The following is a 15,080-nucleotide window of genomic DNA, read 5'->3' as shown; positions in this document are numbered from 1 at the left end:
CGGTCAGGCGGTGCGGTACACCTCGGCCCGGGCCTGCGCCAGGCGCAGCCCGTGGCCGGGGGCGCCGTCGGCGCCGGGGGTGACGGTGCCGCCGGCCGGGTCGAGGGTGCCGTCGAAGAGCAGCCGCTCGATCCGGACGTGGTCGTGGAACCACTCCAGGTGGCGGCAGTTGGGGACGGCTGCGGCGGCGTGGGCGTGAAGGTGGGGCGCGCAGTGGGCGGAGACGTCCAGGCCGTGCGCCTCGGCGAGGGCTGCGGCGCGCAGCCAGCCGGTGAGGCCGCCGCAGCGGGTGGCGTCGGCCTGGAGGCAGTCCACAGCCGGGATCATCCGGGCGAAGTACTGCAGGTCGTAGCCGTACTCCCCGGCGGTGACGTCGGGGGTGACGGCGTCACGGACGTACCGCAGGCCGGTGAGGTCGTCGGACGAGACGGGCTCCTCGAACCAGCTGACGCCTTCGTCCGCGAGTGCGCGGCCGATCCGGACGGCCTGCTTGCGCCGGTAGCCGCCGTTGGCGTCGGTGTACAGCTCGGCCCGGTCGCCGATCGTCGCACGGGCGGCACGGACCCGCTTCAGGTCGCGCCGCTCCCGGGTGCCCCGGGACTCACCGATCTTGATCTTGACCCGGGGGATGCCCTGCTCCTCGGTCCACTGCCGCAGTTGGTGTTCCTGCTGCTCGCCCGTGTAGGTGGTGAAGCCACCGCTGCCGTATACGGCAACCGGGCGGGCGGCGGCGCCGAGCAACCGGGTGAGCGGCAGGCCGAACAGGTGGCCGCGCAGGTCCCACAGTGCGAGGTCGACGGCCGATATGGCACCGGCTACCAGCCCCGGGCGGCCGCTGTTGCGCACCGCGCGGTTCATCGCCTCGTGCGCGCCGCTGGTGTCGTGCGGGTCGCGGCCGGTGACCAGCGGGGCGAGTTCGCCGCCGATCACGGCGGCGGTCGCGGGGGCGCCGTACGTCCAGCCGAGGCCGGTGTGCGGGCCGACGACGGCTTCGGCGAGGACCAGGGTGGTGCTGTCCCAGGCGAGGGTGCCGTCAGCCTCGGGCGATTCGGTGGGGACGGTGTAGACGCGGACGTCGATCCGTTCGATCCCGGTCATGACGGTGCTCGCAGTCCGGAGCGCTGCCCTTCCGCGAGCAGCCGGGCGGCGCGGTCGACCAGGGCCATGATGGTCAGGGCCGGGTTCGCGCTGCCTTGGGTGGGCAGCACGCTGCCGTCGGTGATCAGCAGGTTGGGCACCGCGAAGGTCCGCAGCCGGTGGTCGACGACGCCGCCCAGGTGGTCGGCGGCCATCCGGCAGCCGCCGACGAGGTGGGCGTAGCGGTCGATGGTGATGACTTCGCTCGCCCCAGCGGCTCGCAGGACGGACTCCATCACCTCGCGGGCGGCCCGGATCAGCATCCGGTCGTTGTCGCACTGGGAGAAGGAGAAGTTCGCCACCGGGAGGCCTCGGCGGTCGGTCTCCTCGGCGAGGGTGACCCGGTTGTCCGGCTGGGGCAGGAGTTCGGCCATGGCACCGAGGGTGGCCCAGTGGACGTAGTCGGAGAGGTAGTGGCGCAGGTCCGCGCCCCAGTGCCCTTGGGCGACGACGTGTTCGGCCCAGGTGATGGGCAACGGGGAGATGTTCTGGATGGTGAAGCCGCGCCGGTAGGGCTTGGCGGGGTCGGTCTCGTAGTACTGCTCGGTGGAGACCTCCGGCGGGGGCGCCTTGTAGGCGCGGATCTCCTGCTCGAAGCGACCGGAGGTCTGCGGGGCGCCCTGCACCATGACGTAGCGTCCGACCAGGTCGTGATCATTGCACAGCCCGTCGGGGAACTGCGGGCAGGCGGAGTTGAGCAGCAGGCGCGGGGTCTCGATGGCGTAGCCGGCGACGGCGACGGTGCGAGCGCGCTGAAGGTGCTCGCGGCCGTGGTGGAAGTAGCGCACGCCGCGGGCGAGCCCGTCATGGTCCAGTTCGACGGCGGAAGCCATGCAGTCGGCGCGGATCTCGGCGCCGTGGGCGAGCGCGTCGGGGACGTGGGTGATCAGCGGGGAGGCTTTGGCATTGACCTTGCAGCCCTGGAGACAGAAGCCCCGGTAGATGCAGTGCGGGCGGCGGCCGAAGCGGCCGTTGGTGATGGCCACCGGGCCGACCCGGGCCTGGATGCCGAGGGCGGCGGCGCCGCGCAGGAAGACCTTGCCGTTGCCGCCGACGGGGTGCGGCGGGTGAGGGTAGGGATGGGGTTCGCCCCAGGGCCAGTACTGTCCGGCGACCGGCAGCTCGTACTCCAGCCGACGGTAGGACTCCCGCAGGTCGGCGTAGTCGATCGGCCAGTCGGCACCGACACCGTCCGCCGTGTGGGTGTGGAAGTCTGAGGGGTGGAAGCGCGGTGCGTAGCCGGCGAAGTGGACCATCGAACCGCCCACGCCGCGGCCGGAGTTGTTGGATCCCAGCGGCACCGGGTCGGTGCCGGTGATGACGCGGGGTTCGGTCCAGTACAGGTGGTGGGAGCCTGCCTCGTCGCTGACCCAGTCGGCGATCGGGTCCCAGAACGGCCCGGCCTCCAGGACCACCACCGACCAGCCGTGCCGGGCCATCCGTTGGGCGAGGGTGGCGCCCCCGGCGCCGCAGCCGACGATCACCAGGTCGACCTCGTCGGAGTCGTGGAAGCGGCGCATGGAGCGGATCAGGGCGTGGTCGAAGCCGTGGCCGTCGGGTGGCAGCAGCCAGGCGGAGGCATTGCTGCGGCGCACTTCGCGTTGGGCCGCGGCGTTGGCCCGTACGGTCTCGGCAGCGGCGCGCAGCCGGGAGTGCCGGCCCGGGTCGGTGGCGGACGGGACGGGCGCGGGCGGCGCGTGGTCCGGCGGCCGGGGCGGGCGGGAGTGGGCGTCGGGAACCTCCCAGGGCTCGCGTTGCCCCTCCCCCAGGCGCAGGTAGCCGCGCGGGTGGGCGGGGCCACCGAAGCCGATCTCGTTCCAGGCGGTGGGGGTGGCGTAGTAGGCGGTGCAGGCGTAACGGGTCCACAGGCTCCATACGTACTTCGCGGGCAGGCCGTGCCAGCGCCCGCCGCCCAGCTCCTGGACCCGTCCGAGCAGCGCCCGCTGCTGGACCTCGGCGATATCGGCGAAGGAGCCGTCCGCCTCCTCGTCCAGGGCGTGCAGGGTCTGTCGCCAGGCCTCGTCGTCCTCCGGCAGGTCGCCGTAGTGCCAGCCGTCGGCCTGCCGCTCGGCGAGCCGGGCGTCGATCATCCCGAGCAGGTCGACGTCCGGATGGTCGAGCAGCTGGTCGAGCAGTGCGCGGGCGGTGGCCTCCTCGGCAGGGGTGAAGAAGCGCAGCGGCGGCTGCGGGCCGGTGCGGGACAGCACGACGGCGACGGTCTCCGGATCCCAGTGGCGCAGCTGACCGAGCACGTCGTAGCCGGGGAAGCGCGGCTCACGCCCGGGTTCAGGCATCGCGCGACTCCCGGCGCAGGACCGCGGCGAGCAGGCCCATCCCGCCGACCAGGCTCATCAGCAGGGGCGCGAACAGCGGCGGGCCCATCTCGACGTTGTAGCGAGCCATCGCCCAGCCGCCGGGCTTCTGCGCGATGCCCCGGACGTGCAGGTAGGTGCCCTGCAGTCCGTTGGCGGTGATCGCGGCGGAGGCGAGCGGCAGCAACGTGTGGCCCGCTCGCGGACTGCACGCCCCGGCGATCCCGGCGACCGCGCCGACCGGTCCGAGCCACACCGGCCACCACATGACGCGGTTGCCGAAGCCCGCCCGGTCGTGCTCCAGGTAGATCTCGGCGGCGGTGATGACCGAGCCGGCGGCGGTGGCGAGGGCGAGCGAACGCTGGAAGCGCCCGGTGCGGATGTTGCGCACCGCGAGGTCAATGGCGTCCATGCCGGCCTCCGAGGAAGGGCAGGAACTCCTGGAGCTTGGCCCGGAAGCCCTGGCGGACCATGGCCGCCCGGTCGGCGTCACCGCGCAGCACGGACTCGGCCGCGGACTGGATCTGGCTCCAGCTGGCGTGCGGCGGGATCGGCGGGACGGCCGGATCGGTGACCAGGTCCAGCACGTACGGCCGGTCGGCGGCCAGAGCGCGCTTCCAGCCGTCGGGCACCACCCCCGGTTCATCGAGGCGTTCGGCCCCGAGACCGAGGCTCCGGGCGAAGGCGGCGTAGTCGACGTCCGGGAGCTGCTGCGAGGGCAGGAAGCTCGGCGCGCCCTGCATCGCGCGCATCTCCCAGGTGACCTGGTTGAGATCCCGGTTGTTCAGCACCGCCACCACCAGACGCGGGTCCTCCCATTGCTGCCAGTACTTGGCGACGGTGATCAGCTCGGCAAGGCCGTTCATCTGCATCGCCCCGTCGCCGACGAGCGCGATCGAGGGTCGGTCCGGGTGGGCGAACTTGGCACCGATCGCGTACGGGACGCCGGGGCCCATGGTGGCCAGGGTGCCGGACAGCGAGCCGCGAATGCCGTCGCGGAAGCGAAGGTGGCGGGCGTACCAGTTGGCGGCGGAGCCGGAGTCGGCGCTGAGCATGGCGTCGTCGGGCAGCACGTGGTCCAGGGTGTGGATCGCGTATTCGGGGTTGATCGGATCGGCCTCGACCCCGGCCCGCCGCTCCATCACCTTCCACCAGCGCTCGGTGTTGTCGCAGACGGTGCGCTGCCAGTGGCGGTCCTCCTTGCGGACCAGCATCGGCAGCAGCGCGTCCAGGGTGCGGCCGGCGTCGCCGACGAGGTTGACCTCGTACGGGTAGCGCAGCCCGACCATGAACGGGTCGAGGTCGATCTGCACCGCCCGGGCCTTCCCGAACTCGGGCAGGAACTGGGTGTACGGGAAGCTGGAGCCGACGGTGAGCAGGGTGTCGCAGTCCCGCATCAGCTCGTAGGACGGGCGGGTGCCGAGGAGACCGATCGACCCGGTGACGTACGGCAGCGTGTCGGGCAGCGCGTCCTTGCCGAGCAACGCCTTGGCCACGCCCGCGCCGAGCCGTTCGGCGGTCTCCTCGACCTGCCGGCGGGCATTGCGGGCGCCCTGGCCGACCAGCATCGCGACCTTGCGTCCGGAGTTGAGCACCTCGGCGGCGCGGCGCAGGTCGCCCGGCTCCGGCACGATCGTCCACTGCGGGCTGCCCAGACTGGACGGCACCATCTTGAAGGCGTGCTCCGGCGGGCTGTAGTCGAGCTCCTGGACGTCGGCGGGAACGATCACGGCGGTCACGGTGCGCCGGGCGGCGGCGGTGCGCATCGCCCGGTCCAGCACGTTGGGCAGCTGTTCGGGGACGGTCACCATCTGGCAGTACTCGGCGGCGACGTCCTTGTACAGGCTGAGCAGGTCCACCTCCTGCTGGTAGGAGCCGCCCATGGCGCTCCGGTCGGTCTGCCCGACGATCGCGACCACCGGGACGTGGTCCAGCTTGGCGTCGTACAGCCCGTTGAGAAGGTGAATCGCGCCCGGGCCGGACGTCGCCGCGCACACACCGGTGCGCCCGGCGAACTTGGCGTAGCCGACAGCCTCGAACGCGGCCATCTCCTCGTGCCGGGCCTGGACGAAGACCGGACGGTTGTCGGCCCGGCCCCAGGCCGCCAACAGCCCGTTGATGCCGTCACCGGGGTAGCCGAAGACGTACTCGACGTCCCAGTCGCGCAATCGTTCGAGGATCTGGTCGGAAACCTTCGGGGACACGGTGTTCCTCCTTGCGTCCTTCACGGCGACGGCCCCCCGCAGCGCGGCTAACCGCTGCGGGGGGCCGGAAACGCCCCACGGGGGGAAAGTCAGGCCGGCTCAGCCGGTTCGCCGGTCCACCCGGGGGCGTCCCGGTCCTCCAACTCCTCCCGCAGCCACGCCAGGGTGGCGGCCAGCAGCCGGGAAACGTGCATCTGGGAGACACCGATCCGCTCACCGATCCGGGACTGCGTCCAGTCGTCCCAGAAGCGGAGTTTGAGGATGGTCTGCTCGCGTTCGGGCAGCCGGGCGAGCAGGGGGCGCACCGCGCTGCGGAAGTCGGTCAGTTCAATGCCGGGGTCGGAGGCGCCGAGGCGGTCCAGCAGGGCGCTTCCGGTCTCGTCGGTGTCCTGGTCGCGCAGGGCGTCCAGGGAGTTGGGGCGGTAGACCTGGCCCGCGACGATCCCCTCGGTGGCCTGTTCGACGGTGAGGTGCAGGTCCTCGGCGATCTCCTCGGGCTGCGGGAGGCGGCCGAGCTCCTGCTCCAGGCGGTCGGAGCCGCGCGCGACGGACAGGTAGAGTTCCTGCGTCCTGCGAGGGACCCGCACCGGCCAGGAGGTGTCACGGAAGAACCGTTTGATCTCGCCGGTGATCGTGGGGATGGCATAGGTGATGAATTCGACCCCTCGCTTCGGGTCGTAGCCGTCAACCGCCTTGATGAGGCCGATCGTGCCGACCTGGAGGATGTCCTCCATGTCCTCCGGGCGGTGGCGGAAGCGGGCTGCGATGAACCGCACCAGCGGCATGTTCAACTCGATGATCGTGCCGCGAACGTAGCTGTACGCGTACGTCTCCCGGGCCAGCCCGTCCAACCGCTCGAACAACGCGTCGCTCAGCTCCCGCGCCTCGTACTTTCCCATTGTCCGCAACTCGGCCGGAGTCGGTCTCGGCGGCAGATCCAGTAGCGGGTCCGGCGTCGACTCGGCGGGAGGGCGGGTTTCTTCCAAGTGGATAGGCACTGGACTTCTCCTGGCGCCGAGTGGACCCCCTCAACCCAATGCGCGCGCGAAGCTCACACGTCGCGGGCCTGCTCTTCGGGGCGTGCCCGGCGCCTTCAGGGGCACGGCCCTGGTGGCACCCGTCGGATGCCGATGCGGCCGGATCGGTCGCAATCCCTGAATGGACTCCTGTACCCCAAACACGACACCGAATTCGTGATTCATCGGTCTTTCTGCAATTTTCTCCCTATGTATCCGGTCAGCCACCCCCACGCGACGAGCACGCCACATCGAGCCCCCCGGGGCCTCCTCGGGCTCCTCCCCGCTGGTGGTGCGGCTTCTGCCGGGTTTCGGCGGAGATCCGAAGGCCAGACGCCCCTCATGAGAATCCGTTCACCGCTGGAGCCGCGCACCGTGGTCGTCACCGGAGCCACAGCCGGCATCGGTCGGGCCTGTGCACGGGCCTTCGCCGCCCGCAGCGACCGCCTCGTCCTGGCCGCCCGCGGCACCGCCGGGCTGCGCGCCGTGTCCGCAGAGGCAGAGGCGGAGGGCTGCCCGGTTCTCACCGCGGCAGCCGACGTCGCCGACCCGGAGTCCTGTGAGGCCCTCGCCGCCCGAGCCGAGGACGAGTTCGGGCCGATCGACATATGGGTCAACGACGCCTTCGTCTCCGTCTTCGCACCGTTCACCGAGATCAGCCCGGCCGAGTTCCGCCGGGTCACCGACGTCACCTACCTCGGGTACGTGAACGCCACCCGGGCCGCGCTGCGCCGGATGCTGCCGCGCAACCACGGCACGATCGTGCAGGTCGGCTCGGCGATCGCCTACCGGGGCATCCCCCTGCAGAGCGCCTACAGCGGCGCCAAGCACGCCCTCCAGGGCTGGCACGAGGCCCTGCGCTGCGAGCTGCTCGCCAGCGAAACCGCGGTCCGCGTGACGATGGTCCAGATGCCCGCCGTCAACACCCCGCAGTTCGACTGGGTACTCAACCGGATGCACGGCCGCGCCCGCCCCGTCGCGCCCGTCTACCAGCCCGAACTCGCCGCGCGTGCCGTACTGTTCGCCGCCGATCACCCCGGGCGGCGGGAGTACTGGGTGGGCGGCAGCACCGTCGGCACCCTGGTCGCCAACGCGCTCGCGCCCGGCCTGCTCGACCGCTACCTCGCCCGCACCGGCATCGACGCCCAGCAGGAGGAGGACGGAACCCGCCGTGGCGACGAACGGGACAACCTCTGGTCCCCGGGCGATTCCGAGACGGACCACGGCGCGCACGGCCGCTTCGACACCGAGGCCCGCGACCACAGCGCCCAGCTGTGGGCCTCTCAGCATCACCGTCTGCTCGCCGTCGGCGGTGCGGCGCTGATCAGCGCCGCAGCCGGTGCGGCATGCCGGCGGCTGAGGTGAGCACTGCGGTCCGCCCGGCGCGCGCGGGCCGTGTCAGCCCCTGGCCGCCCGGGCCGCCTGGGGCTGACACCGAGAACGGGTACAGGAGACTGTGCCGGCACGCGCACAGAGCCGTTCATCGGACTCTCCGTACGCAGGCGGCCCACCAGACTGGCCGGCAGATCCGCGAGCGCCGGCTGCACGAGCAGCAGCACCCCCGTCATCCAGTCCCGGATCTGCCGCCCGGGGGCGAAGCGTGCGCCACGCAGCCAGGCCGAAGTCACCCCGTCGGGTGAACCTGCTGCATGCCTTGCGGATGCCCGGCCCGGTTGGCACCAGCCCCACCGTGCACCGCGGCGCCGGCACGGCACCTGTGCGCGTCCGGCCCGGGGTGCGCCCGGGACCGGGCACCCGACCCTGCGCCGCCGGACCCACGCGCTGCCGACTCGGTCGGGGAGAGGGAGCCTGGTGAGGTGGATCGCAGCGGCGCCCCGGGCGCGTACGGAACACGACGACCCGCCGCCCAGGGCGGCACGGGCCATGGCCGTGACCTGCCGCCGACGGTGGGCGTGGAGGAGGAGTACTTCGTCGTGGACCGCGCCAGCTGGGCAGTGGTGGCCGCCGGCCCGCGGCTGGTCGCCCACGCCGCGGGCGTGCTGGGGGATCTGGTGTCCGGCGAATTCACCGACCTCCAGGTCGAGGCACGGACGCCGCCGTGCGCCACCATGGACGAGTTGTCCGTCCAGCTGGCCTGGTTGCGGCGCGAGCTCGCCGCGTGCGCGGAAGCCGAGGGCCTGGCGGTGTGCCCCAGCGCGACGCCCGTGATCGGAGGCGACGCGGTGCCGGTGGGCGACCACCCCCGGTACCGCGCCGGAGCGGAGTTGTTCCGGACGATGGTGAACGATCTCGCCGTTGGCTCCCTGCACGTCCACGTGTACCTGCCCGACCGCGAGTTGGCCGCCCTGGTCGGCAACCACCTGCGCCCGTGGCTGCCGCTGCTGGTGGAGATGAGCGCCAACTCGCCGTTTCACGCAGGGCGGGACACCGGATTCGCGAGCTGGCGCTCGGTACTGCGGCTGCGCTTCCCCTCGCTCGGGCCGCCTCCGCGGGTCGCTTCCTTCGACGACTACCGGCACACCGCGGCCGCGATGGCGGAGGTCGGCGGGAGTTCCTTCGCCGAGCTGCCGTTCTGGGACACCCGCCCGCACCCTCGCCTGCCGACCCTGGAAGTGCGGTGCATGGACGTTCCGGCCGAGGCCTTGGACTCGGTGGCCCTGGCGGCCATCGTGCGCGCCTTGGTGGTGACCTCCGCCCGGCTGGCGGAGCACGGCGACAACGGCCCACGCCTCGCCGGCGAGCTCCTGCGCGGCACGTACTGGTACGCGACCCGCGACGGCTGGCCGGGGCGGGGCGCGGACGCGCTGAACGGACGGCTCCTGCCCGCCCCGGAGCGCGCACGGAGACTGCTCGAACACGTTGGCGCCGTGTTGGAGGACCTGGGGGACCTGGCCCGGGTCGCGGCCTTCGTCGACCGGCTCGCCGTCCGGGGCAGCGGCGCCCACCGTCAGCGTGCTGTACATCGGGCCTACGGCCTGCCCGCAGTCGTGGACGACCTCGCCCACTGCATGACGACCCCGCGGGGGTCATCCGCACGGCGGACCCTCCGGGGGCGCGACCCCGGCACACGTGCCAGCGTGGAGGAAGAAGCCGGAAGGGCCTGCGGTCCCCTGCCCATGGACGCCCGCGAACGCCTGGAGATCCCGATGGCCGACAACCCGGAGCAACACGGACAGCCGACCGAGCACGGCGGTCGGGTGCGCCGTGACGGATACGCCCGCCTGAACGCCGCCGATCTCGGCGTCGACACCGCGGCACTGGCCGAGGACTTCGCCCGGCTCGCCGGCACCTACCAGGACCTGCCGCCGGATCCGTACGCCCGTGAGACCCACCGCTTCCGCCGCTACTCGCACGCCGTGTACCTGCCCTGGACCGGCGAGCTCTCCTACATCCCCGGCGCGCCCGACGAGGAGTTCGGCACCGTCACGGAGTACTGGCAGGACGAGCACAACCCCGAGTACCCGCGGATGCGGCGCCGACTGCCCGACATCCCGGAATCCCTGCACGGCAACCGGCTGCTCGACGCCCTCGTCCGTGCCGACCTGGACCGTGCCCTGTGGCTGGAGGATCTGCACCGCGTACCGGTCTACGTCGGGATCCATCTGATCGCCCTCGCCGTCCACGACCGGCAGCAAGTCGCGGTCTCCTCGCCGAACTGCCTCCACCAGGACGGCGGTTCGCCGGCCACCTTCACCTTCGCCCACCTGGTCGGCCGATGGAACGTCAAGGGCGGCGAGAACGTCATCGCCACCCCGGAGAGCGCCGGCCGAAAGCCCGAAACGCTTCCCTCGGAGGCGATCCATGAGCGCTTCGTGCTGACCGAGCCGCTGGACGGCTACGGAGTTCATGACCGGCGCGTCAGCCACTACGTCGGCCCGGTCAGCCTCGGCGACGACGGGAGCCACGGGCGCCGCGACATCCTCATCGTCGGCATCGCCCCCTACGCCCCCGGACTGTAGCCTGCGGCAGACCGTCCGCGCTCGACGACCTCGCGGCCCGGGGCAGCGGCGGCTCCGGCCGATCCAGCCCGCGAATCGGAGCCGCAGGAACCGCCGACCGAGCAGCCCGGTCCGATCATCGGACACTCCGGCGTCGCGCTCGGGCGAACGAGTGGTCCGCCACGGCGATCCCGCGTGCGACGGCGTTGCGCGCGGGACGCAGCCGCAGCCCGTCCGATACACCTGGGGCGCTCGCCGCACCAGTGGCGCGGCGCCGACGACCGGGACGGGGAGTGACGACGTGCGAACGGCGATCGAACTCCTGCTTTGGTGGGGGGTGTTGCTGGTGCTGTACACCGTGCTGATCAGCACGGTGTCCCCCCTGGAGTTGGCGGTGGGCGGCGGCCTCGCCCTGCTCGCGGCGTTCGGCGCGATCGCCGTCCGGCGTGTCTCCGGCGCCGCTCCCGGCGGTCCGGACCGTCTGGCCGCAGCCATCCGGTCCTTCCCGGGAACGCTGCTGGCCGACACCGGCCGACTGGCGCTCGCCGTTCTCTCCCCCGGCCACCGCCGCTCCGCGTTCCGGACCGTCCGACTCGCACCCGGCACCGGGCCCGCATGGGCCGCCGCGCTGCTGTCCTCGACGCCCGGCGCCTATGTGGTGGACATCGACGGGCAGTGCCTGCTCGTGCACGCGCTCGGCCCTGAGGCCTCCTCCCTGGAGAGCGCGCTGACAGGCGGCGCCGAGTGAACGCCTGGCTGACGGCAGCAGTCGTCCTCGCCGTCGGCGGGATCACCCCGGGCCTGATGCTCGGGCTCCGCGGGGACATGCCTCGACGACTGGCCGGACTGAACCTCGCCGGGACGGCGACGTCCGTCGCCCTGCTACTGCTCTCCCAGGGCTTCAACCGCCCTTCCTACGCCGACCTGGCGCTCGACCTGGCCGTCCTGGCACCTGCCGGGACATTGGTGTTCACCCGCTTCCTGGCCGGGGAGGAGCGCTGATGGGTCGGCACGTCGTGGCGCTGGTCCTTCTCTGGACGGGGACGTCCGCGCTGCTGCTCTCCGCCATCGCGCTCGCCGTGCTGCCGGGCCCGTACCCGCGTCTGCACGCCCTCTCCCCCGCCGCCGTACTCGGCGCTCCCCTGGTCGCGCTCGCGCTGGCCGTGGACAACGGCCCCGGCCGCGCGGCAGTCAAGCTGCTGGCGATCGGTCTGCTGCTGACAGCCGGCGGCACCGTCACCACGATGGCCGTGGCCCGGGCCACCCGCCGCTCGGAGACACGACGATGACCAACGCCCTGATCGTGATCGCCCTGCTGCTCACCGCCGTCACCGCCACCGCGGCTGCGCTCACCCGCGATCCGGCCCGCCAGGCCGCCGTCCTCTCCCTGCTCGGCCTGAGCCTCGCGCTGCTCTTCACCGTGCTCCAGGCGCCCGACGTCGCGCTGTCCCAGCTCGGCGTCGGCAGCGCGATCACCCCACTGCTGATCCTGCTCACCGTCCGCCGGGTCCGCCGCCAGGAGCACACCGCCGAGCCTCACCCGGATCGCGCCGAGTGAGCCGGACCACCCGGCTCGGGCTCTTCCTCCTCGCAGCCTCCGTCCTGGCCGCCGCACTGATCGTCGCCGCCCGAGAGCTACCCGGCTTCGGCGGGGTCCACCACCCCTACGGTGAACGGGCGGTGGCGGCCGGACTGGAGCATCGGACGGCCAACATCGTCTCCTCCGTCAACTTCGACCAGCGGGCCTTCGACACCCTCGGCGAGGAGTCGATCCTGTTCGGCGCGGTACTCGGCGCGGGCATCCTGCTGCGGCTCGCGCGCGACGAGCGCAAGCGCCGCGCCACCGCCGAACCCGTCCTGCCCACCACCCGGCTGTTCGGCGCCACCCTGCTGCCGGTCACCGTCCTGACCGGCGGCTACCTCGTCGCCCACGGCGCGTTGAGCCCCGGCGGAGGCTTCCAGGGCGGCGTCACCCTGGCCACCGCCCTGCACCTGGCATACGTTGCGGCCGACTACCGGGCGCTCAAGCGGATCCGTCCGCTCGGCGTGCTGGACGTCGCGGACGCGCTGGCCGCCGGGGCCTTCGCCGCGCTCGGCCTGATCGGCCTCGCCCAGGGCGCCGGCTACCTCACCAACACCCTGCCGCTCGGGACCTTCAACGAGCTCTCCTCCAGCGGGCTGGTGGCGGTCATCAACGCCACCGTCGGGGTGGAGGTGGCCTCCGGTGTCGTCGTGCTGCTCGCCCACTTCCTGGACCAAGCCGTCGAGGTGGTCCCCCGGGGCGAGAACACATGACCGTGCTCCCCTACCTGGTGGCCGGGTGGATCCTGCTCGTCGGCCTGTTCGGCCTGGTCACCAGCCGCAACCTGGTGCAGGCCGTCGGCTGCCTGTCCGTCGCCCAGTCCTCCACGTACGTGCTGCTCCTCGCGGTCGGATACCGCCGCGGCGCCACCGCCCCCGTCTTCTCCGACCTGCCCACCGACGCCCCCGTGGTGGACCCGGTCGTCCAGGCGCTGGCGCTCACCGACATCGTGGTCGGCGCGACCGTGACCGCGCTGCTCCTCTCCTTGGTGATCCAACTGCGCAAGCGCCACGGCACGGTGGACCCGGAGGAACTCACCGGGCTGCGAGGATGACGCCCGGTGCTCCCCACCGCCGACCTGCTGCCGCTGGCCGTCGCCGTCCCGCTGCTGGGTGCGGCCCTGATCGCCGTGACCGGCCGCCGGCTGCCCCGACTCGGACGCGACGCGCTCGCCACCGCCCTCGCCGCCGCCGAGGTCGGCTGCCTCGCCCTGCTGTGGGCCCGGACCGCCCCTGACGGCCGGGCGGTCTCCTGGCTGGGCGGCTGGACCCCGCGCGACGGGCACAGCGTCGGCATCGTGCTGGTCGCCGACCGGCTGGGCAGCGGCCTCGCCCTGCTCGCGTCCGTTCTGGTGCTCGCCGTGATCTGCTACGCCTGGCGGTACTTCGACGAGCCCTCCGGCGAGCGCGGCGGCCTGTTCCCCGCGCTGCTGCTGCTCTTCGAGGCGGGGATGTGCGGCTTCGCGCTCACCGGCGACCTCTTCGACGCCTTCGTCTTCTTCGAGCTGATGGGCGCCGTCGCCTACGCGCTGACCGGCTACCGGATCGAGGACCCGCGCCCGCTGCACGGAGCGATGGCCTTCGGGCTGGTCAACTCGGCCGCCGCCTACTTCTCGCTGCTCGGCATCGGCCTGCTCTACGCCCGCACCGGCGAGCTCGGCCTCGCCCAGATCGGCGCCGAGCTCGACCGGCTCGCCGCCCCCGGCCGCGGCCCGGACACCCTGCTGGTCCTCGCCTTCGTCCTGGTCCTCGCCGGCCCACTGGTCAAGGCGGCCGCGGCGCCCTTCCACTTCTGGCTGCCGGACGCCCACGCCGTCGCCCCGAGCCCGGTGTGCATGCTGCTGTCCGGGGTGATGGTCGAACTCGGGGTGTACGGCGTGGCCCGGATCCACCAGGTGGTCTTCGCGGGACCGGGCGGCCTGCCCGACGCCGTCGTCCGGGACACCCTGCTCACGGCCGGGGTGCTCACCGCGCTGGTCGGCGCCGTGATGTGCTGGCAGCAGCGGCACATGAAGCGGATGCTCGCGTTCTCGACGGTCGGGCACGTCGGGCTGTTCCTGACCGGCGCGGCGCTGCTCACCCCGGCCGGGCTGGTCGGCAGCGCGGTGTACGTGGCCGGCCACGCCGGCGCCAAGGCGGCACTGTTCGGCCTCACCGGGGTGCTGCTCGACCGGTACGGCTCGGTGGACGAGCACGGGCTGCACGGCCGGGCTCGCCGGCTCCGCTGGACCGGTCTGCTGTTCTTCCTCGGCGCGCTGGCCCTCGCCGGACTCCCGCCGTTCGGCACCGGGCTCGGCAAGGCCATCGCCGAGGAAGCCGCCGGCCAGCGGCTGGCCTGGCTTCCCGCGGTGTTCGTCCTGGCGTCGGCCCTCACCGGCGGCGCGGTGCTGCGGGCCGGCCTGCGGGTCTTCGGCGGGATCGGCCCACCGCCCGAGGAGCACCCCGAGGTGGCCGCCACCACCGGCGAGGGGGAGGGGCCAGAGATCCGCGAGCCCGGCCGCCGACTGCCTCCCCCGATGGTCGTCGTCCCCGCCCTGCTGCTGGCCGGCTGCCTGGCCGTCGGCGCGCTGCCCGGCGTCGGCCGGGCGCTCGCGGCGGGCGCCGTCGCCTTCACCGACCGCACGGCCTACCTCGCCGACGTCCTCGGACAGCCGACCGCACCCGTATCGCCCACCGCGTCCGTCACACCCGTACCCGAGGCCTGGTGGTCGTTCTCCGGCGTCATGCTCGGACTGCTCTCCACCCTGCTGGCCGCCGTCTTCGCCACCGTCGCCGTCCGCCGGGACCGACGCCGCACCGGCATGCTCCACCGCATCCTCGTCCTTCCCCTGCGCCGCCTGCACTCCGGCCTCCTGGGCGACTACATCGCCTGGCTCGCCGTGGGACTCGCGGCTCTGCTGGTCGCCCTCACCGCTCGGCTGTGACTGGCCC

Annotated in this window: 14 protein-coding genes; 9 read left to right on the top strand and 5 right to left on the bottom strand. The window is 72.9% G+C overall.

Features of this window, described 5'->3' with window-relative positions; translation table 11 throughout:
* Window positions 1-3 precede the first annotated feature (3 nt).
* From ACFVVU_RS03635 to ACFVVU_RS03615, 5 genes are all read right to left on the bottom strand, one after another.
* The gene (locus ACFVVU_RS03635; RefSeq protein WP_387788245.1) at window positions 4-1,098 is read right to left on the bottom strand and encodes an enolase C-terminal domain-like protein; all 1,095 of its coding nucleotides are present in this window, start codon (window positions 1,096-1,098) and stop codon (window positions 4-6) included.
* A complete protein-coding gene (locus tag ACFVVU_RS03630) occupies window positions 1,095-3,431 on the bottom strand; it encodes a GMC family oxidoreductase (protein WP_387788244.1) in 2,337 nt (778 codons plus the stop codon). The genes ACFVVU_RS03635 and ACFVVU_RS03630 overlap by 4 nt, the downstream gene beginning before the upstream one ends.
* Window positions 3,424-3,861: a hypothetical protein gene (locus tag ACFVVU_RS03625; RefSeq protein WP_387788243.1), complete on the bottom strand. Its 438-nt coding sequence runs from the start codon at window positions 3,859-3,861 to the stop codon at window positions 3,424-3,426. Before ACFVVU_RS03625 ends, ACFVVU_RS03630 begins: the two co-directional genes overlap by 8 nt.
* A complete protein-coding gene (locus tag ACFVVU_RS03620; RefSeq protein WP_387788242.1) occupies window positions 3,848-5,653 on the bottom strand; it encodes a thiamine pyrophosphate-requiring protein in 1,806 nt (601 codons plus the stop codon). Before ACFVVU_RS03620 ends, ACFVVU_RS03625 begins: the two co-directional genes overlap by 14 nt.
* Before the next feature lie 89 nt (window positions 5,654-5,742).
* Window positions 5,743-6,552 carry a SigB/SigF/SigG family RNA polymerase sigma factor gene (locus ACFVVU_RS03615; protein WP_387788241.1) on the bottom strand — a complete coding sequence of 270 codons (810 nt, stop codon included), beginning with the start codon at window positions 6,550-6,552 and terminating at the stop codon, window positions 5,743-5,745.
* Window positions 6,553-7,011: 459 nt separating this feature from the next.
* Between ACFVVU_RS03615 and ACFVVU_RS03610 the strand changes: the two genes are divergently transcribed.
* The 9 genes from ACFVVU_RS03610 (at window position 7,012) to ACFVVU_RS03570 (ending at window position 15,073) form a co-directional block, all read left to right on the top strand.
* Entirely contained in the window at window positions 7,012-8,034 is a 1,023-nt protein-coding gene (locus tag ACFVVU_RS03610) for an SDR family oxidoreductase (RefSeq protein WP_387788240.1), read from the top strand.
* Window positions 8,035-8,486: 452 nt separating this feature from the next.
* A complete protein-coding gene (locus ACFVVU_RS03605) occupies window positions 8,487-10,589 on the top strand; it encodes a YbdK family carboxylate-amine ligase (RefSeq protein ID WP_387788239.1) in 2,103 nt (700 codons plus the stop codon).
* Between the two features lie 280 nt (window positions 10,590-10,869).
* On the top strand, window positions 10,870-11,316 hold the full coding sequence (locus tag ACFVVU_RS03600) for a Na+/H+ antiporter subunit E (RefSeq protein ID WP_387788238.1): 447 nt from the start codon (window positions 10,870-10,872) through the stop codon (window positions 11,314-11,316).
* Complete coding sequence (locus tag ACFVVU_RS03595; protein ID WP_387788237.1) at window positions 11,313-11,570, top strand: monovalent cation/H+ antiporter complex subunit F; 258 nt, start codon at window positions 11,313-11,315, stop codon at window positions 11,568-11,570. Before ACFVVU_RS03600 ends, ACFVVU_RS03595 begins: the two co-directional genes overlap by 4 nt.
* On the top strand, window positions 11,570-11,857 hold the full coding sequence (locus ACFVVU_RS03590) for a cation:proton antiporter (RefSeq protein ID WP_387788236.1): 288 nt from the start codon (window positions 11,570-11,572) through the stop codon (window positions 11,855-11,857). Before ACFVVU_RS03595 ends, ACFVVU_RS03590 begins: the two co-directional genes overlap by 1 nt.
* Window positions 11,854-12,126, top strand: coding sequence for a Na(+)/H(+) antiporter subunit B (locus tag ACFVVU_RS03585; RefSeq protein ID WP_387788235.1), 273 nt, complete (start codon window positions 11,854-11,856; stop codon window positions 12,124-12,126). Before ACFVVU_RS03590 ends, ACFVVU_RS03585 begins: the two co-directional genes overlap by 4 nt.
* A complete protein-coding gene (locus ACFVVU_RS03580; RefSeq protein WP_387788234.1) occupies window positions 12,123-12,863 on the top strand; it encodes an MnhB domain-containing protein in 741 nt (246 codons plus the stop codon). The genes ACFVVU_RS03585 and ACFVVU_RS03580 overlap by 4 nt, the downstream gene beginning before the upstream one ends.
* Window positions 12,860-13,204: a sodium:proton antiporter gene (locus ACFVVU_RS03575; protein WP_387788233.1), complete on the top strand. Its 345-nt coding sequence runs from the start codon at window positions 12,860-12,862 to the stop codon at window positions 13,202-13,204. The genes ACFVVU_RS03580 and ACFVVU_RS03575 overlap by 4 nt, the downstream gene beginning before the upstream one ends.
* Before the next feature lie 6 nt (window positions 13,205-13,210).
* Window positions 13,211-15,073, top strand: coding sequence for a complex I subunit 5 family protein (locus ACFVVU_RS03570; RefSeq protein ID WP_387788232.1), 1,863 nt, complete (start codon window positions 13,211-13,213; stop codon window positions 15,071-15,073).
* Window positions 15,074-15,080: the final 7 nt, after the last annotated feature.

Origin of the sequence: Kitasatospora sp. NPDC057965 (assembly GCF_042887135.1) — a bacterium.
In the GTDB taxonomy this organism is placed as follows: domain Bacteria; phylum Actinomycetota; class Actinomycetes; order Streptomycetales; family Streptomycetaceae; genus Kitasatospora.
This window is presented reverse-complemented; position numbering and strand designations above follow the sequence as displayed.